Here is an 18,797-nt window from a genome sequence, read left to right as displayed (position 1 = left end):
GTCTATGGTTATTCCTATTATTATGAATGCTGTTGAATCATTATGATTGTTGAAAATATTGAATATTCTGATAAATATAATTTAGTAAAAATTACTATTTCAAATGAATTTTTTTATATTTCTTATGATTTTTTTAATGATTTAGCTTTATCTGTTGGAGCGGTTATAGATTTTGATTTGTATAAGGAAATTTTAAGGGAAAATGACTTTAATAGATGTAAAAATGAAGCTTTGAAACAATTATCTTACGGGGCAAAGACTTCTTTCGATTTGAAAAAAAAATTGAAGGAGAAAAAATTCAATATTGATTCGATTTCTAGGGTTATTGATTTTTTGACTGAATATAATTTAATTGATGATAAAGCTTATGTGAAATCTTATATAAATGATAAATCTAGGATAAATAATTGGTCCAAGGGTAAAATTAGATATAAATTAAAGGCAAAATTTATTGATGATAGTTTAATTGATACTTATTTGGATGAAATTTCCTATGATGAAGAGTATGAAAAAGCTTATGATGCAGGTCTTAATAAAAAAGAAAGTGTAAATGATAAAAATAAGGTATATAGATTTCTTGCTTTTAGGGGATTTTCTTATGATATTATAAGTGATGTGTTGGGTGATTTGTTTAAATGAAAAATGCTTTTGTTTATATTTTAAGATGTTCCGATGGAAGTCTTTACACTGGTTGGACAAATAATTTACAAAATAGATTGGAAAAACACAACAAGGGAATTGGCGCAAAATATACAAGAGCAAAAAGACCTTGCAAGTTGGTTTTTTATAAAGAAGTTTCTGACAAAAGTAAGGCTATGAAAATTGAATATAGAATAAAAAGATTAAACAAAAAATTCAAAGAAAATATTGTAAATAATTTTGATAGAAAAAAATTAGAGCTTATCGATTAGATAAGCTCTTTTTCTTTTAATTTTTTATAGAGGCTTTCTCCTCTTCTTTTTATTGACAATTCAAATAGTCCCATATTTGTAAAGCCATATATTTCGTAAGTGTCAAAATATTTTTTTATATTTTCGTTTATTTTATCAATCAATTGATCATTTTTACTAGATTTTAAAAAATCTATAACTACCATTCCGCCAATATTTCTAAGATTTAAATTGTAAAAAATAAAATCTATTAAGTCATCATTAACTTTATAATAAAAATCATCTTTATCCATAGTTGATTTTTTCTTTGATGAATTCACATCAATAAAGCAAAGCGTTTCAAGATCATTGATTATTATTGATAAATCGCCTTTGTAAATCTTTTTTTCCTTAATGTTTTTTATTGAATCTGAAATTATTTTATTATTTTTTATATCAAGCTCAACAAGTTCCAAATCTTTATTTTTTTCACAATATAAGTCAAATTCATTGTAAGTTTTCAAGAGTTTTGGCGATGGCGTGAAATTTTCTTCATTTATTAATTTTTCTTTAAGTTCAAGTAATTTATTATAATTTTCAAAATTTTTCTTTCTACCTTTTTTCAATTTTGGAAATCCCTTATTTTTGAACCTATACAAATAATAATCTTCATTTTCGATTCTAAAATTTGCGCTCATAGTTGCTAATTTATCGTCAAATTCTTCTTTAATAATTTGGCAAATTACACTATCTCCAATTTTAAATTTTTTATTTGATTTTAAAAAAGCCTTTTTGCCATCATCATACAACAAAAAATAAGCATTAATAGAATCAATTTTATTTACTACTTTTGCCCTATAAATATTGAACAAGTAAGGAGAATAAAATTTTAATTCAATAAGCTTGTTATCGACAATTTTACCAAAGGCTTTTTCTCTATAATCTACAAAAATATATGATTTCATTTCGCTAATTTCTTCTTTAGTTTTTCAAAAAATCCAATTTTTTCGATATTTTCATTTTTATCATCCAAAAGATTTGAAATAATATTTTCATAAGATGTATCTTTTGATTTTAAACCTAAAAATTTTGAAGATTTAGCAAAAATTTCATCTCTATATTCCCTAATATCAAAATATTTGTCATAAGTTTCAATAAAAAAATAGTCAGAATCAAAGTCTTCATTAATTTCACTTTCATCAATAATTTGAATTATCTTTTTATCATCTATTAAATCTTTATCTAAACCTTTTACAATAAGGACATCATAATAATTTATTTTTTCTAAAAGATTTGATATATCTTCTTTTTTTATTTTATATTTTGAATTTATTAAAGGAGCTATGGCAAAATCTATATTTCCATAAGTTTTTCTAATAATTTTTTCAAGACCTACAAGGTCAAGGAAATAATCACATATATCGTATGTGATCATCCCTCCCATATCAAATAAATCTTCAATATTACAATCCTTGTTCCTTTCAAATGAGAGAATCAAAACAGACTTATCCTTAGACAAAATTTTTGAAAAATCTTTTATAAATTTTAATTCATTTTGATTTTTTGAATTTATTAAATATATATCCATTTTATTCTCCTTGTGTATTTTCTTGATTATTACCTTCGGTTTTTACTTCATTAAGAAGATTTTGCTTATCTGGATTTATTTTTATATCAAAATATTTGCAAATTATATCTCTAAAAATTGGTGAAACATTGAATGATGTTCCTCCTTGAGTTAAAATTATTGATATTGCAATTTCTGGATCATCGTATGGAGCAAATCCAATCATCCATGCATAAGGATCATAATCACTTCCATCTGGATTTTTACCTTCAACTTCTGCTGTTCCTGTTTTTACTCCAACTTCAAGAGGCATTCTATTTAAAATAGCATTATTTTGTGCAACTAACAAGGCACCATATTTTATATCTTCCAAATATTTATCATCTTTAATAGAAATTTTTTTATGATTAACTTGATTTTGATATAAAATATCTTTCGAATTATGGTTTGTTACTTCTTTTATTAATGTGTATTTATTTAAATAACCACCATTTGATATTGTAGAGATAACTCTATTCATTTGTAGTGGCGTGTATGAATTTTGCCCTTGTCCTATAACTATATTTAACATATCTGTTATATCCCATTTTGCTTGATTTAGATAAGTAAATTTTAAAGTATCAGCAAGACCTGCCCTATCATCTTTTTTGATTTCTAATGGTTCATAACCCATTTTATCAATCATTTCTATTAATTTTTTTCTATTTATAGAATTTGGATTATCCGCTAATTTTACAAGTTCATTTTTATCATTTTCAATATCAGATTTTGTTTTTTTAACATTTTTTTTCAAATATTTTTTTATATTTTTATCAAGGTACTTCTTCATTAATGCTTTTGTAACTTCTAATTTCTTTTCAACAGATGGTATATTTCCACTTGATTCCTGTGGAATATTTATTTCTATTCCAGAAGTTTCATCTAATCCCAAAGTACTAGCAGCTTTTTTTACATCACTTAGTTCAAGTTTAAATCCAAGGCTTTTGCCAGTAGATGGATTTTCTCCCAAAGCCAAACAATAAAAGTAATAGTTACATGAATCTCTAATTGCATCATATAAATTTTCTTCTCCATGGTTGCCACCAGTTGTTGACCAAATTAAACAAGAAAATCTCCTACTTCCTATATCCATAAAACCATTACAATAATTTGTCATTTGTGGATTTAATCCTTTTTCAAGAGCTGCCAAAGAAGTAACTAATTTAAACGTAGATCCAGGCATAACAGCAGTTTGACTTGCCACATTTAACATAGGTCTTGCTGCTAGCACAGATGAATCATCATCTACTTGTAAGCTTTCCCAATCAGAAGAAGAAATTCCAGTAGAAAATAAATTAGGATCATAACTTGGATATGAAGCCATTGCAAGAACTTCTCCAGTTTTTACATTGCTTACAACAACTGCTCCATTTGTTGAATAAGGAGCAATTTCGCTAGTATTAAAATCCCCATATTCAGATTCATAGGTTTTACCTGTTCTAATTGATTCTAGAACTTTTGAAAGAGATTTTTCTGCTTGTGCTTGCAAATTAGCATCTATAGAAAGATAAACATCATTTCCTGGTTCTGATGGAGTTTTTGATAATGTTTCAATTCTATTTCCTGATGAATCTACAGTTACAATACTTTTTCCATTTTTTCCTCTGAGAGTATCTTGATATGATTCTTCGATTCCAGTTTTTCCGACAATTTCATCTCTTAAATATGAATCTTTTTTTACATATTTTTCTACTTCTTCATCGGTTGCTATTGGTCCCATGTAGCCTAAAACGTGGCTTGCCAAATTTCTATTTGGATAAGATCTTATAGGAATTGTTGCCACACTAATTCCCTTTGATTTGTCAATATTTTCTTCAATTCTTAGAACAGTCGAATCATCTAAATTATAAACTAAATTAATTGGTCTAAAACCAAATGAGCCTTGCCTATTAATAATGCTATCGATTGTCAAAATCCCACAAGCTTCGTAGTCATTGTCATTTTTTATATCTGACACTGATTTTATATAATCAAGAACTTCTTTTGCACTTTTTGCTTTATTTAGTTTTTTTACAACCTTATCTCGACTTTCATTTTTATCTCTGCTTGCATAATATTCAAAGAAATCTTTTTTGGCAACATTGAAAGTATAATCCCATTTGCTAGGTTTATCTTCAGAAATATCGATTGATGGATAGACGTTATTTATAGCATTAGCATTTTGTGCCAAATATTTTAAATCTTTATCTAAGATTACGCCCTTCAATAATTTATGTTTGTCAGCAAGATTTGCCAATTCTTCTGCTGGATCTCCAGCTTGAGAATTTTTAAATTTTATATCAACAGAATATATGTTTTTTTTATCTTTTGTTTCGGTTTTTACTTCTGTTGTAAAGTTTGCATATATACCTTTGTTTTCCAATTTTTCTATCAAAATATCTGCTGGAATTAAGTAAGAACCATCTTCTTCATTTAAGCTTGCTGATTTTAAAAATTCTTTGATTGAAGATTTTTTTACAATTTCATAAAAATCATCACTAGCTTTTGTATCTAATTTTATTTCCGGATATCCATCATTTAAACTAGCTTTTTTTTGTATGAGCTTTTCATCTGCTATCAAACTATAATCTTTTAAAATCACATTAGATTCTAAATTTTTTTCTTTTAAAATATTATAAGTTAATAATCTTGCTTGATTATTTTCAAGTATATTTTTTATAACAGACTTATCGTCGCCAATTGCACTAACAACAACGTCAAGAGGATCATCTTTTGTGCTATGACCTAATGCTTTTAATTTTTCTTTTGCATTTTCCTTATATACTAAATTAAGTTTATTATTTTTTTGCTTAACTAATATAGGAATATCTATTCCTCTTTTTTTCAAGGCAAGAAGGGCAGTTTTTATTGTTTCATATTTTATCCCATCTTTGTTGCTAAAAGATCCTACTATTTCTCTTGTTAATTTTTTTTCAACTATTATATCAACAATTTTATCTTCTGGTGATTTTTCTTCTTTGAAATAATCATCCTCACTTTTGTATTGGAATGAATTTAGTCTAATATCAAAATCATTTTGGTAATTTACACCTGCTTCTTCCAAAATATTTACCAAAGAATTTACAGCCTTTATCCTATCTTCATCATCCAAGCTTGTAAGTTTATCTTTATATAATTGCACAGCAAAAGATGGAACTGTTGTGGCAAGAACATTTCCATTTCTGTCTAAAATATCTCCTCTACTTGCAATTTCGTCAACTTCTTGAACTTTTCTATTATCTGATAAGTCTCTGTAATGTTCTCCTTGATTTATCATAAGAATAAATAATTTCACAAAAATTGCAAAAAACATTAGACCAAAAACTATCTGCAAAATAGTTATTCTATTTTCTTTTTGTTTTCTCAAAACTTACACCCCTATATCCTATATGTTGGAATATACATTAGTTTTTTTATTATTATATGATAGATTAAATACATTAAAGTATTCAATAAAGCTTCTACCAAAATTGGTACAAATAAATAATTTTTAATGACAACTATATCCCCATTAAAAATATATGTTATTAAACTTACAAATAAAAAGTTTAATATAGTAAAAACAAAAGTTAAAATCAAACCTGTTTTTTTATCGCTACTAAATCTAAACTTTTCATCTCCAACTACATGACCTATCAAAAAATATGATAAAGCTCTTACACCAATTATTTTTGAAAACATAAGATCTTCCAACAAACCAATAACAAGCCCCGTATAAGAAGCACTCTTAGACCCAAGTGTTAAGGATAAACATATTACAAATGCAACTATAATATTGATATTTGCTCCAAATATATCCACCTTAGAAAAGACGCTAACTTGTAGGATAAAAGAAATAAAAGCTATTAAAAATGTTTTAAATTTATTCATATATCCACCTTACTTTCTAAGAACCAAAACCCTATACAAATGGGTAAAATCTGCTGGAGAATCAATTGTTACATTTTTTCTTAGTGAATCCTTGCTCATAATTACATTAGAAATTTCTCCCAAATATAAGCCCTTAGGATAAACTCCCCCTATACCACTTGTAATTAATGTATCAGAATTTTTAACATCACTAGACACTTCTAGCATATATCCACTAATTTTTTTGTTTTTATAATCATCAATAACCCCATAATCTCCACTTCTAGAATTAATAAATGAAACGTCATTTGATGAATTTTTGATTGTTTCAACCTTACTTGTTGTTGAATTTACCTTTACAACTTTTCCTATAACGGCAGATGAATATTCGCTATTTCCTATAGCTTGCAAAATTACATCATTAACTTTTATTCCGTCTTTTTTACCCTTGTCTATAAAAAATGATTCTTGCATACTTTTTACATCAGAATTAATAACTTGAGCTTTGACGTATTCATATTTTTGATTTTTTATAGCATCATTTTCAGCTTTCAAAAAATCTTTTCTATTAATTACTTCCATTAAGTTAGCATTTTCCTTTAAAAGATTTTGATTTTCTATCTTTAATTTTTCAACTTCGGCTCTTGTTTGTTTTGAACCAATAGTATCTTCTATAGCTTTAATTATTTCTGAAGTTATTGAATAAGAAGCTTTGTTTACGGGTTTAAATATGGTATTTGTTATATTATTACCAGCCTCTACCAAATCATCAGTAAGGCTTGATGTAAATATCAACAATACTAACAAAATAACCGTTATAAAAAAATGTTTATTGTTTTTTTTCTTTCTTCTATAAGCCATACTTACCTACTTTGATATTTTAAAAATCTATCTGGATTTTCCATAATTAAGCCTGCACCTTTTATAGCATCTAATTCTGGTTTGTCAGATATTTTCGCCTTTAAATTAATTATTTTTTCAATATATTCACGAAGACCTCTAACATTTGCCATACCTCCAGTCATTAAAAATCCATCATTTTTAATATCACTGGACAATTCTGGCGGTGTTTTTTCCATTACTAAATAAATCATCTCTATTAGACTATCAGCAAATTCACTTATACAAGGTGCTATTTCTTCACTTGTAACTTTTATTCTTTTAGGTTGAGCATCTTTTACATCTCTACCTTCAACTTCCATCCCTATATCCTTATCTTTAAGTCTAAGTGATAGCAATTCCTTTTTAATAAGCTCTGCTGTATTTATACCTACTTCGATTTTTTTCTTTTCTCTCAAAAAATTTTGAATATTTTTATCGATGTCATCTCCGCCCATTTTTAAAGTTTTACTTGCTACAATTCCATTAAGGCTTATTACACAAATCTCACTCGTTCCAGCCCCAAGGTTTAAAGTTAAAATACCTCTTGGATCTTCTGGAGTAAGTCCAACTCCAAAACAAGCCGCCAATGATTCATCAACCATTATTACATCCCTACTTCCAGCATGCAAAGAAGCATCTTCGACGGCTCTTTGTTCAATGTCAGTAATACCACTAGGAACGCAAACAACAACCCTTGGTTGAACAACCGAAAATCCAGGATTTATTTTTTGGAAAAAATAATTTAACATTGCCTCAGTTAAATTAAAATCAGATATAACACCCTTTTCAATAGGTCTTTGTACTATAATTTCATCAGGAGTTTTTCCAATCATTTCCTTAGCTTGTTGACCAATAGCTTTTATTTCCTTATTTTGGTGGTCAAGAACTAAAACAGATGGTTCAGAAATTACAACCCCTTCATTTTTCTTAAAAACTTTAATACAGCTAGTACCCAAATCAATTGCTAGGTCTTCTGCCATAATTCTAAAATTCATTTTATTCTCCTATATAATATTTTCTTGTCTAAAACTAAAATATTTATTATTGCCAATAATAATATGATCTAATACTTTTATATCCAAAATTTCTCCTGCTTTAACCAATCTTTGAGTAATCTCTTTATCATTACAAGAAGGATTTGGATTTCCACTTGGGTGGTTATGTACAAAAACCACAGAATTTGCACTCTTTTTTACAGCCGAAATAAAACATTCCCTAGGATTAACAATAGAAGAGTTAAGATCCCCAGTAGAAATTAATTCCTTGCTAATAATCACATTTTTTGTATCTAATAATATAGCATAGAAATGTTCTTTTTTTGTGTCTATAAATTTATTTTTCATTAAATTAAAAACATCCTCACAAGAATTAATACTTGTGATTTCCTTATTAATTATTTTTTCAGTAAGTCTTTTACCAAGCTGGATAGCGGCAATAATTTTACTAGACTTGGCAAGTTTTATCCCATCAATTCCATTTAATTGCTCAATACTTATAGACAAAAGCTCCTCGCTAGAAAAAGTATTTAAAATTTCTCTAGCAAGTTCAATAGCATTTTTCTTCTTAGAGCCAGTTTCGATAAGAATTGCTAACAATTCCTCATCACTCAAACTTGCATATCCCTCATTTTTCAACTTTTCCCTTGGTCTTTGACTAAGGTCCAAATCTTTGATTTTTTTATTCATTTATAACACCAAGTTTCTTTAAATGCTCAATTATAAAATTAGAACTCAAACCAACAAAAAATCCAGTAAAAATTCCTATAAAAACTAAAACTGGAAAATAATAAAACATCTTTATATTTTGCATGAAAAATATTGCAACAATAATTTGACCTAAATTATGGAAAAAAGCACCAATTTCACTTACTCCAATGAGTGAAAAATCATCATCTACCTTTTTAAGTGAAAAATACATAGCAGTTGTAGAAAAAATAGCTCCAACAAAAGAATAGAAAAAACTCATTACTGATCCAGTAATCAAAACCAACAAAAAAGATTTCAATATACTTACAGCCAAAGCCTTTTTATAATCATAAATATAAATAGCAACCAATATTATTATATTAGAAAAACCAAGCCTTGCACCAGGAATTGGCACAGGCATTGGAACCATAGATTCAATTAAAGAAATTGCAAGAGATAAAGCAACAAAAAGCGATAAATTTACATATATTTTTAAAGTTTTATTCTTCATCCAACCACCTTATCAATTTCTTCCTCATCACTATCCTCTTTTTCAGAAACAATTTCTAAAATCAATCTATGAGGAAGGCAAACTATAGTTTCTCCAACTTTTTTTATACTAGGCATGTGAGTACAAAGCAAATCTCTACAATTAGCTTCCTTCATACTAACTTGCCCATTTTTTATCTCAACAATATTAAATTCATCATCGTCAATTTTAATTTTAAATTTTTTATCTTTATTAAGTGGATATTTACCATATTCTTTCCCATTAAGCTCAACTCTCAAATAATTTCCATCTTCTCCCGACTTAATTTTTTGCACAAAAAAAGCCATACTCAAGCTTAATAAAAAAAGTAATAAAATAACAAAAATATCTCTTTTTTTTAATTTCATATCTACCTCTTATAAGAGTTTATCATTTAAAATAGATTGATGTCAATTTAAAAAATCCAAATAAAAAAAGACCACCGATTTATTTCGATGGTCAAATCTTTATCTTATTTTTTATTCAACATCAATACATTTTGCAGGACATTTTTCTGCAGCTTCTTTTAAAAGATTTAGATCTAAATTATCAGATATTGTTTCTTTTGATAAGAAATTATCCATTGCAAATCCTTCTGGATAAGTTCTTGCACAAATTGAACAACCAATACATCCAACTTTACAATTTCCTCTAACATCTTTTCCTTTATCGTGTGAAGAACATTTAACAATTGCTTTTTGTGAATAAGGAACAAGCTCAATAATATTTTTTGGACAAGTTTTAACGCAAGCTCCACAAGCCACACATTTTTCCTTATCAACAACACTTACTCCATCCACCATATGTATAGCATCAAATTCACAAGCTTTAACACATGAGCCGCAACCAAGGCAACCATAATTACAAGCTTTTTTTCCGCCAAATAAAGCAATTTGTGCTCTACAATCTTCAAGACCTGCATATTCGTATAAATCTTTTGCATTTTCGCAAGTTCCATTACATTTTACAACTGCAACTTGTTTATCCCCAGCTCCAGCTGACTCAACGCCCATAGCACTTGCAACCGCATCTGTGACAGATTGTCCACCAATTACACAAGCAGAAACAGGAGCTTCTCCCTTTGCAATTGCATTTGCACAACCATCACAACCTGGATAACCACAAGCTCCACAGTTTGCTCCAGGAAGTGCATCTCTTACTCTTTCAACAATTGGGTCTGTTTCAACCTCAAATTTTTTACTAATAACACCTAATAAGCCAGCTAGTACAAATCCTAATATGGCTAATACAAGTGTTGGAATTAATATATTATTCATCACATTTCTCCTCTATGCTAATCCTGCAAAGCCCATAAAGGCAATTGACATTAGACCTAGAGTAATCAAAGTAATAGGTCCACCCTTGAAAGCTTCTGGCAAGTCGTTATCTTCGATTTTTTCTCTTATAGAAGCAAGTATTACTAAAGCAATTAAGAAACCTACTGCAGCTGCTGCTGCGTTTATTGTTGTTTCTAATAAATTATAACTTTCATTTATATTTTTAATAGCTACACCAAGTACTATACAGTTAGTTGTAATTAATGGTAGATAAACACCAAGAGCCTCATAAAGATTTGGCATTGATTTTTTCATAATCATCTCTACTGTTTGCACTAATGAAGCGATTACTAAAATAAATACAACTGTTTGTAAATATCCAATTTTTAATGGATCTAATATATAATATTGGATAACCCAAGTAATAATTGAAGATAAGGTTACTACGAAAATTACTGCAGCTCCCATTCCTTTTGCAGTTTCAACTTTACTTGTTACACCAAGTGTTGGACAAATTCCTAAAAATTGTCCCAATACATAGTTATTTACAAATATTGATGCAATAATTATTGAAAATAATTCTGACATAATTCCTCCTACTTATTATTTTTCTTCTTGTTTGAAATAGCTGCTGCTACTGCAAACATGATTCCTAGGATAATAAATGAAGATGCTGGTTGAATTAAAAATCCAATTGTATAATCTTCAGGAATTATTCTATTATCTAGTAATGTACCATTTCCAAATAATTCTCTAATAGCTGCAAGAATAGAAATTGCTATTGTATAACCTAAACCTTGACCAATACCATCAACAATTGATGCTATAGGACCTTGTTGTGAAGCAAATCCTTCAGCTCTTGCAAGAATTATACAGTTTACAACTATAAGTGGAATAAAAATTCCAAGTGACTGATCAAGTGCTGGCAAGTATGCTTTTATAATCATTTGAACCATGGTTACGAAACTTGCTATTACAACTATAAATGCAGGAATTCTTACTTCATCTGGAATAAAATTTCTCAAAACAGAAATTACCAAGTTTGAAAGTGTAAGTACAAAAATTACTGCAGCTCCCATTCCAATCGCATTAGAAAGTGAAGATGAAATAGCAAGTACAGAACACATTCCTACCATTTGTACAAATACTGGGTTATTTGAAAATATTCCGTCTTTAAAAACTTTTCCCAAATTTACAGATTTTTTCTTTCTTTTTTCTTTTTCTTTTTGAACATCTATAGGTTTTCCAGTTTGTCTTTCCATATCTTTACCTCCTACTTAAGATCTTTCAATACTTCACGAGCAGTATTTATACCATTAAGGATAGCATTAGTTGAATATGTAGCTCCTGAAATTCCTACAATTTCGTTTTCAGATCCGGCTTCTGATGCACCGACTTTCTTGTCAACGCTTACTCCTTTAACTCCTTCTTTAAACCAATCTTCTTCCATTTGAAGACCAAATCCTGCAGATTCTGAATGTTTTAAAGGACTGAAACCTGTTAATTTATTTTCACTATCAACTCCAACGATAAATTCGATGTCTCCACCGTATCCACCTTTAGAATTTACATCAAACACATATCCTTTGTCTCCATCAGCTTTATAGACTCCTTTTATAGCTTCAGGAAATTTCCCCTTAACTTCTTCAAAGTCTTTTCCTTCTGGAAAGGCAATTTTTAATGATTCATTTAATTTTTCTTGTTCAGCTTTTTTTATAATTGGTTCTGTAACTGAATTTGTAAAGGCCAATACTAGAGCTGATACAGCTGTAATTATTAATAATTTAATTCCTAATTTTAATGCTTTATTCATCTTTTGCCCCTTTACTAGCTACACCAAATACCTTAGGCATTGTCTTACTATCTATAAGAGGAACTAATAAGTTCATTAATAAAATTGAATATGAAACACCTTCTGGGTATCCACCGAAAACTCTTATTAGTGAAGTGATTAGTCCGCAACCAAAAGCAAATATTATTTCTCCTTTTTTAGTTACAGGACTTGTTGTATAGTCTGTTGCCATGAAAAATGCTCCAAGCATTAGACCACCTGATAATAATTGTTCGATTATTCCATCAACAGATTTATTAAATACCATCAATAGGATTGCTGTTGTTAATATGTATACTGCAGGTATTCTTAGTGAAATAACTTTTCTAATTACAAGATATGCTGCTCCAATTAATATAGCGATAGTTGAAACTTCTCCAATACATCCACCCATATTTCCTATAAACATATCTAATAAAGCTGGTTTTTGTCCACCTGATAAAACTGTTGCAGCAGATACTGCTGAAACTTTTCCTGGTGCAACATAATTTGACATATTTTTTGACCAAGATGCAAGTAAAAATGCTCTTGCTCCTAAAGCTGGGTTTACAATATTTTGTCCTATTCCACCAAAAAATTGCTTACAAATAACTATAGCAAAAGCTGCGCCTATTACCGTTTGCCAAACTGGCATTGTAACTGGGATATTATAGGCTAAAAGTAAACCTGTAACTATAGCTGATAAATCATTTATTGATGATTGTCTTTTCATTACTTTGTTAGATATAAATTCTGCAATAACACAACTTGCTACTGATGCAATCATTAAAATAAGTGCCTTCATTCCAAAGAAATATATTCCTGCAAGTCCTGTTGGAATAAGAGCAATTATTACATCTAACATTTCTTTAGTAACAGTTCTCTCGCTTCTCATATGAGGAGAGGATGATACTAATAATTTTTTTGCTTCCATTTATTTCTCCTCTACTTTCCTGCTTGACGAATTTGTCTTTTTCCAAACCTAATAGCTTCAACCAAAGGTCTTTTTGATGGACAAATATATGAACATGATCCACATTCTATACAATCAAGTATATGAAGATCTTGTGCCTTATCAAATTTTTCTTTTAATGAAAATTTGTGAATTAATAATGGCATAAGTCCAACTGGACAAACATTTACACACTTAGCACATCTTATACAAGGATTTGTAATTGGTGCTTTTGATTCTTCTTCGTTTAAAACTAAGATACAGTTACTAGCTTTTTCTACTGGTTGATTTATATTTGGTTGGGCAATTCCCATCATTGGTCCACCATTTATAACTTTTCCAGCATCTTCTGTAAGTCCGCCAGCTTCTTCTATCATATGATCAAAACTTGTTCCAATTCTTACTAGGAAATTTGAAGGATTTTTTATTCCATGACCTGTTACTGTCATATATCTTTCTATTAGTGGTTTTCCGTAATAAACTGCTTCATAAACTGCGTTTGCACTTGAAACGTTTGAAACAATTACTCCAACATCCATTGGGAGACCGCCTGAAGGAACTTCTCTATGTAATACGGCATTAATAATTCTTTTTTCATCTCCTTGTGGATACTTGGTAACCATAGTTGCCACTTCAAGTTTTGATGAATTTTTATTTGCCAGTGCCTTTTTAACTTTTTCGATTGCTTCTGCTTTGTTATCTTCGATTGCAATAATTCCTTTTTTTGCATCTACTGCTTGAACAAGTAATTCCAAAGCATCTACTATTACTTCAGGTTTTGTTTTCAAAATAAAATCATCGCAAGTAACGTAAGGTTCACACTCAGCACCATTTATAATAACAGTATCAATTGGTTTGTTTGGTGAATATTTAATATGTGCTGGGAATGATGCTCCTCCCATACCTACAAGACCATTTTCTTTCATCGCCTCAACTATTTTCTCTTTAGTTAAGTTTGTAACATCTTTTCTTTCGTAGTTAATTTCTTGGTCATAGCTTTCTGTGTCAATAACAACAGCTTTGCTGTTTTTACCAGATGCTGTTTGGATATCGATTACACTTGAAACTTTACCATTAACTGATGAGTGAATATTACAAGAAAAATTTCCTACAGCTTCGCCGATAAGCTGTCCAATTTTCACTTCATCGTTTTTCTTAACTAAACATTTACTTGGAGCTCCAATGTGTTGAGTAAGTGGAATTGTTACAGTTTTTGGAATTTTTGCAACAATTAAGTCTTTTTTTTCGCTTAATTCCTTATACTCTGGAATTTTTACTCCATTAGCAAATGTTAAATTTTCTAGAGCCATAATCTCTCCTTTCATTTAATCCGTATACTAGCATTATAATTTATTTAAAAATATTATTCAATGATTATAATACATCAAATAATATTTTTTTAACAAATTTCTTATAATTTTTTATAGATAATGATTTTCTATCTTTTAATTCTTCCTTGCTTGGAAGTCCATCATCGTAAAATACTTTCATCAAATCATAATTTGAATTTATTTTTATTACATATTGTCTAGTTTCTTTTGTAGGAATTTTTGTTGGATCTGGGTCATGCTTGTCTATTTTTTTATCTGCAATTAGTTTGTCTATATTTCCTATTCCCCCATTATAAGCTGCAAGAGCTAAGTCGACATTATTATAATATTCATTCAAATATTTGAAATACCCTACTCCAAGATTTAAATTATAATCTACTTCTTTTAATTTGTCTGGATAATATTCTTCTCCAATTATTTCTGCACTATGTTTTGCAGATGAATCTAATAATTGCATAAGTCCCATAGCATTTTGACTTGAGTGAGCTTCTGTGTCAAAATCACTTTCTACTTTTATAATTGATGCAATCAAAAGTGGGTCTACATTATATTTTTGTGAATATTTTTCTATTTCTTCTTGGTAGGCAATTTTTTGTCTTGATGTTTGATAGGCTACTATTGAAAAACTAATTATAACAACCATCACAAACGCTAATATTATTATTCCTATTATTTTAAAAATATTTTTTAAAGCTTTCATATATTCTCCAAATTTTTTAAAGCTATTTCTACTTTTTTTTCTAAATTTTCTAAGGATGTGCTATTATCAAAAATCACATCTGATTTTTTTTGCATTTCTAAAAAATCTTGACTCTTAATTTTTTTTAATGCAAAATCTCTTCCTATCTTATCTCTTTGCATTAATCTTTCTATTTGAATTTCTCTATCAGCGGTAACTAGCCATACATAATCACAAGGAAATTTTTCTTTCATTTGAAAATACAAGGGAATTTCTACAAAAATATTTTTCTCATTACTTTCTTTTATCAAATTATTTATATAAGCAATAATATTTTTATGGGTAATTTTATTTATCAATTCTCTCTTTTTGGAATTATTAAAAATTATTTTTGCTAAGATTTTCTTATCCAAATTTTCTCCATCAAAAGCCTCGTCAAAAGCTTTTGATGATAAAATTTCTTTGTAATTTATTTGGTCTTTTTCTAGTAATTTCTTATTTATTTCATCGCTATCAATAACTTGATAGCCTTTTTTTCTCAAAATTTCTGATAAAGAAGATTTGCCACTTGCAATTGTTCCAGTTATAACAATTTTATTTTGACTCATACATACTTTCTCCGCTGTCTATGTCAACCAAAAGTGGAACGTTTAAATTTACGGCATCTTGCATAGATGATTTTAAAATTTCTTTTGCTTTTTCCAAATCTTTTTTACTTGCTTCTATGATTATTTCATCATGAATTTGCAAAACTATTTTTGCATCTATTTTTGCTTTTTGTAAATTTTGGTATGAATTTATCATGGCAAATTTTATAATGTCCGCAGCTGTTCCTTGAATTGGTGTATTTAAAGCAACTCTTTCTCCAAAACTTCTTACATTGAAATTTTTAGAATTTATTTCTGGAACATATCTTCTTCTATTAAATATTGTATTTACATATCCATCTTCTTTTGCTTTTTTTACAATATCTTTCATGTATTTTTTAATTTCCGGATAAGTGTCAAGGTAATTTTCTATATATTCCTTAGCTCTTTTTCTTGGTATATTTAAATTTTGGCTAAGTCCATAATCACTTATACCATAGATTATTCCAAAATTTACAGCTTTAGCCTCACTTCTTTGTAATTTTGTAACCTCATCAATTGGTGTAGAAAAAACTTCTGATGCAGTCTTTGTGTGTATATCAATATCTTTTGAAAAAGCCTCTTGCATTTTTTTATCATTTGCAAGATGAGCCAAAACTCTTAATTCAATTTGTGAATAGTCCGCATCAATCAAAACTTTTCCATCATCAGCTTTGAAAGCTTTTCTGATTTTTCTGCCCTCTTCGGTTCTTATTGGAAGATTTTGTAAATTTGGTTCTGTTGAAGAAAGTCTACCTGTTGCAGTTACATTTTGCTTAAATGTTGACCTTATTCTTCCATCTTTGTCAATAAATTCTTCAAGACTTTCAAGATAGGTTGATTTTAATTTATACATTTCCCTATATCTTTCAATTTTTTCGATTATAGGATGTTTTTTTCTTAATTTTTCTAAAACTTGAGCATTTGTTGAATAGCCAGTTTTTGTTTTTTTAATTATAGGAAGTTTCAAATCTTCAAATAAAATTTTTGAAAGCTGCTTTGGTGAATTTATATTAAATTCACTTCCAGCAAGTTCATAGATTATTTTTTCTAAATCTCCAAGTTCAAGAGAAACTTCATCTTTAATTTTCTCAAGCTCATTTTTATCACAAACAAAACCTGTTATTTCCATATCCGCAAGAACTTTGGATAATTTTATTTCACAATCCTTATAAAGATCATACATAGAAAGCTCTTTTAATTTTTGGGTTAAAATATCCAGACTATCTTCAATTGCATTTACAATAGATGCCAAATATTTGCCAAGATTATCAGAATCCAAATCCTCATAAGATTTTTTACTTTTTCCCTTACCAAGCAAATCTTCTTCATTTTCTACTTCATATTTCAAAAATGCTTGGCTAAAAGTTTTTAAATCATAAGATGACCTTGAAGGATCAATTAGATAGTGCATAAGCATAGTATCATCATAAGGCAAAGAAATATTTATCCCAAGCTTATCAAACAAGACAATGTCTTCTTTAATATCAAAAGAAACTTTTTTAGTATTATCATCCTCAAAATATTTTTTGAATTTTTCTACAAATTTTTCATCTGGATTATAAATGTAAGTTTTTGATGAAGGTGTTTTTATTGCTATTTTATAGGCATTAGAGTGAATATAATTATCCCCCTCAAAAATGCTTTTAAAATAAAATACCCCATCTTTTTCAATATCATCTATTATAGAAAAATCATCAGAAAATGAATAAGAAAATTCTATTTCATCTTTTCTTTCTTCGCTAGTATCTTCAAATTTTTCCATAAATTTATTGAAATTATATTTTGAAAATTTTTCTCTCAAAGAATCCAAGTCTGGTTCTTTTACCTTTAATTCTGAAATTTTCATCCCAACTGGAGCATTTGTAACAATTGTTCCGATTTTTTTGGACAAAAAGGCAATTTGCTTTGAATTTTCTAGATTTTCCTTGGTTTTTTTGCCCTTAATATCATCCAAATTTTCATATAAGCCTTCCATAGACCCATATTTTTTTATAAATTTAATGGCAGTTTTTTCGCCAATTCCATCAACACCAGGAATATTATCAGACTTATCTCCCATAAGACCTTTAACATCAATTAATTGTTTTGGACTAAGACCATAATCATTTTCAATAGATTTTTCAGTAATTTCTTCCATCTGAGAAATTCCTTTTCTTGTAAGAAAAACCACAACCTTATCATTTACAAGTTGAAAATAATCTTTGTCCCCTGTAATAATTACAGTTTCAAGGCCTTCTTCCTTTGCAATTGTAGAAAAAGTTCCAACAATATCATCAGCCTCATAACCATCTATATCCAAATACTTTACATTTAATGAATCAAGAATGTCTTTTAAAATTCCAAATTGATAATTCAATTCGTTTGGCGCCTTATCCCTATTTGCTTTATAATCTTCAAATTCTTTATGCCTAAAAGTTTTTGTTTTCTTATCAAAAGCAACCAAAATATAATCTGGCTTATATTCTTCAACAGCCCTAAAATACATGGTCAAAAATCCATAAACACCGTTTGTCATAACACCATCAGCATTTGTAAGATTAGGAAGGGCAAAAAAGGCTCTAAAAATCAAACTAGATCCGTCAATTAGCATTACTTTTTTACTCATATATTTCTCCTTTCTATAAGTATAACACATTTTAATTTTCACAAAAAAATAAGTAGAAAAATTTGCTGATTAAAAATTTGAAAATTAAAATTTTAAAAAAAATTTAAAAAGGCAT

General features: G+C 28.5%; 20 protein-coding genes. 2 read left to right on the top strand and 18 right to left on the bottom strand.

Features of this window, described 5'->3' with window-relative positions:
- Nucleotides 1–42 precede the first annotated feature (42 nt).
- Both HMPREF2782_RS06985 and HMPREF2782_RS06980 read left to right on the top strand, forming a co-directional pair.
- On the top strand, nucleotides 43–639 hold the full coding sequence (locus tag HMPREF2782_RS06985; RefSeq protein WP_070641809.1) for a regulatory protein RecX: 597 nt from the start codon (nucleotides 43–45) through the stop codon (nucleotides 637–639).
- Entirely contained in the window at nucleotides 636–911 is a 276-nt protein-coding gene (locus HMPREF2782_RS06980) for a GIY-YIG nuclease family protein (RefSeq protein ID WP_070641805.1), read from the top strand. Before HMPREF2782_RS06985 ends, HMPREF2782_RS06980 begins: the two co-directional genes overlap by 4 nt.
- On the opposite strand, the gene HMPREF2782_RS06975 is transcribed toward HMPREF2782_RS06980, so the two are convergent.
- From HMPREF2782_RS06975 to polA, 18 genes are all read right to left on the bottom strand, one after another.
- Complete coding sequence (locus HMPREF2782_RS06975; RefSeq protein WP_070641800.1) at nucleotides 908–1,834, bottom strand: ribonuclease E/G; 927 nt, start codon at nucleotides 1,832–1,834, stop codon at nucleotides 908–910. The genes HMPREF2782_RS06980 and HMPREF2782_RS06975 overlap by 4 nt on opposite strands.
- Complete coding sequence (locus HMPREF2782_RS06970) at nucleotides 1,831–2,457, bottom strand: hypothetical protein (RefSeq protein WP_070641798.1); 627 nt, start codon at nucleotides 2,455–2,457, stop codon at nucleotides 1,831–1,833. The genes HMPREF2782_RS06975 and HMPREF2782_RS06970 overlap by 4 nt, the downstream gene beginning before the upstream one ends.
- Nucleotide 2,458: 1 nt before the next feature.
- On the bottom strand, nucleotides 2,459–5,821 hold the full coding sequence (locus HMPREF2782_RS06965) for a penicillin-binding transpeptidase domain-containing protein (RefSeq protein WP_070641795.1): 3,363 nt from the start codon (nucleotides 5,819–5,821) through the stop codon (nucleotides 2,459–2,461).
- Nucleotides 5,822–5,832: 11 nt separating this feature from the next.
- On the bottom strand, nucleotides 5,833–6,324 hold the full coding sequence (gene mreD, locus HMPREF2782_RS06960; RefSeq protein ID WP_019117991.1) for a rod shape-determining protein MreD: 492 nt from the start codon (nucleotides 6,322–6,324) through the stop codon (nucleotides 5,833–5,835).
- A 9-nt stretch (nucleotides 6,325–6,333) separates the two neighbouring features.
- Nucleotides 6,334–7,164 carry a rod shape-determining protein MreC gene (gene mreC, locus HMPREF2782_RS06955; protein ID WP_070641792.1) on the bottom strand — a complete coding sequence of 277 codons (831 nt, stop codon included), beginning with the start codon at nucleotides 7,162–7,164 and terminating at the stop codon, nucleotides 6,334–6,336.
- Between the two features lie 2 nt (nucleotides 7,165–7,166).
- The gene (locus HMPREF2782_RS06950) at nucleotides 7,167–8,180 is read right to left on the bottom strand and encodes a rod shape-determining protein (protein ID WP_004838531.1); all 1,014 of its coding nucleotides are present in this window, start codon (nucleotides 8,178–8,180) and stop codon (nucleotides 7,167–7,169) included.
- Between the two features lie 9 nt (nucleotides 8,181–8,189).
- Nucleotides 8,190–8,870 carry a RadC family protein gene (radC, locus tag HMPREF2782_RS06945; protein ID WP_070641790.1) on the bottom strand — a complete coding sequence of 227 codons (681 nt, stop codon included), beginning with the start codon at nucleotides 8,868–8,870 and terminating at the stop codon, nucleotides 8,190–8,192.
- A complete protein-coding gene (locus tag HMPREF2782_RS06940) occupies nucleotides 8,863–9,381 on the bottom strand; it encodes a Gx transporter family protein (protein WP_070641786.1) in 519 nt (172 codons plus the stop codon). The genes radC and HMPREF2782_RS06940 overlap by 8 nt, the downstream gene beginning before the upstream one ends.
- Entirely contained in the window at nucleotides 9,378–9,767 is a 390-nt protein-coding gene (locus HMPREF2782_RS06935; protein WP_070641783.1) for a NusG domain II-containing protein, read from the bottom strand. The genes HMPREF2782_RS06940 and HMPREF2782_RS06935 overlap by 4 nt, the downstream gene beginning before the upstream one ends.
- Nucleotides 9,768–9,878: 111 nt before the next feature.
- A complete protein-coding gene (locus HMPREF2782_RS06930) occupies nucleotides 9,879–10,676 on the bottom strand; it encodes an RnfABCDGE type electron transport complex subunit B (RefSeq protein ID WP_070641780.1) in 798 nt (265 codons plus the stop codon).
- A 12-nt stretch (nucleotides 10,677–10,688) separates the two neighbouring features.
- The gene (gene rsxA / locus HMPREF2782_RS06925) at nucleotides 10,689–11,264 is read right to left on the bottom strand and encodes an electron transport complex subunit RsxA (RefSeq protein ID WP_004838526.1); all 576 of its coding nucleotides are present in this window, start codon (nucleotides 11,262–11,264) and stop codon (nucleotides 10,689–10,691) included.
- An 8-nt stretch (nucleotides 11,265–11,272) separates the two neighbouring features.
- The gene (rsxE, locus tag HMPREF2782_RS06920) at nucleotides 11,273–11,938 is read right to left on the bottom strand and encodes an electron transport complex subunit RsxE (RefSeq protein ID WP_004838525.1); all 666 of its coding nucleotides are present in this window, start codon (nucleotides 11,936–11,938) and stop codon (nucleotides 11,273–11,275) included.
- Nucleotides 11,939–11,949: 11 nt separating this feature from the next.
- On the bottom strand, nucleotides 11,950–12,489 hold the full coding sequence (locus tag HMPREF2782_RS06915; RefSeq protein WP_070641778.1) for an RnfABCDGE type electron transport complex subunit G: 540 nt from the start codon (nucleotides 12,487–12,489) through the stop codon (nucleotides 11,950–11,952).
- Nucleotides 12,482–13,420, bottom strand: a complete 939-nt coding sequence (locus tag HMPREF2782_RS06910; RefSeq protein ID WP_070641777.1) for an RnfABCDGE type electron transport complex subunit D — start codon at nucleotides 13,418–13,420, stop codon at nucleotides 12,482–12,484. The genes HMPREF2782_RS06915 and HMPREF2782_RS06910 overlap by 8 nt, the downstream gene beginning before the upstream one ends.
- An 11-nt stretch (nucleotides 13,421–13,431) precedes the next feature.
- The gene (gene rsxC / locus HMPREF2782_RS06905) at nucleotides 13,432–14,748 is read right to left on the bottom strand and encodes an electron transport complex subunit RsxC (RefSeq protein ID WP_070641775.1); all 1,317 of its coding nucleotides are present in this window, start codon (nucleotides 14,746–14,748) and stop codon (nucleotides 13,432–13,434) included.
- 64 nt (nucleotides 14,749–14,812) lie between these two features.
- Nucleotides 14,813–15,469: a lytic transglycosylase domain-containing protein gene (locus tag HMPREF2782_RS06900; protein WP_019118000.1), complete on the bottom strand. Its 657-nt coding sequence runs from the start codon at nucleotides 15,467–15,469 to the stop codon at nucleotides 14,813–14,815.
- Nucleotides 15,466–16,056, bottom strand: a complete 591-nt coding sequence (gene coaE, locus HMPREF2782_RS06895; RefSeq protein WP_070641771.1) for a dephospho-CoA kinase — start codon at nucleotides 16,054–16,056, stop codon at nucleotides 15,466–15,468. Before coaE ends, HMPREF2782_RS06900 begins: the two co-directional genes overlap by 4 nt.
- Nucleotides 16,043–18,682, bottom strand: a complete 2,640-nt coding sequence (polA, locus tag HMPREF2782_RS06890) for a DNA polymerase I (protein ID WP_070641769.1) — start codon at nucleotides 18,680–18,682, stop codon at nucleotides 16,043–16,045. Before polA ends, coaE begins: the two co-directional genes overlap by 14 nt.
- Nucleotides 18,683–18,797: the final 115 nt, after the last annotated feature.

Source organism: Anaerococcus sp. HMSC068A02 (assembly GCF_001811125.1).
In the GTDB taxonomy this organism is placed as follows: Bacteria; Bacillota; Clostridia; order Tissierellales; family Peptoniphilaceae; genus Anaerococcus; species Anaerococcus vaginalis_C.
This window is presented reverse-complemented; position numbering and strand designations above follow the sequence as displayed.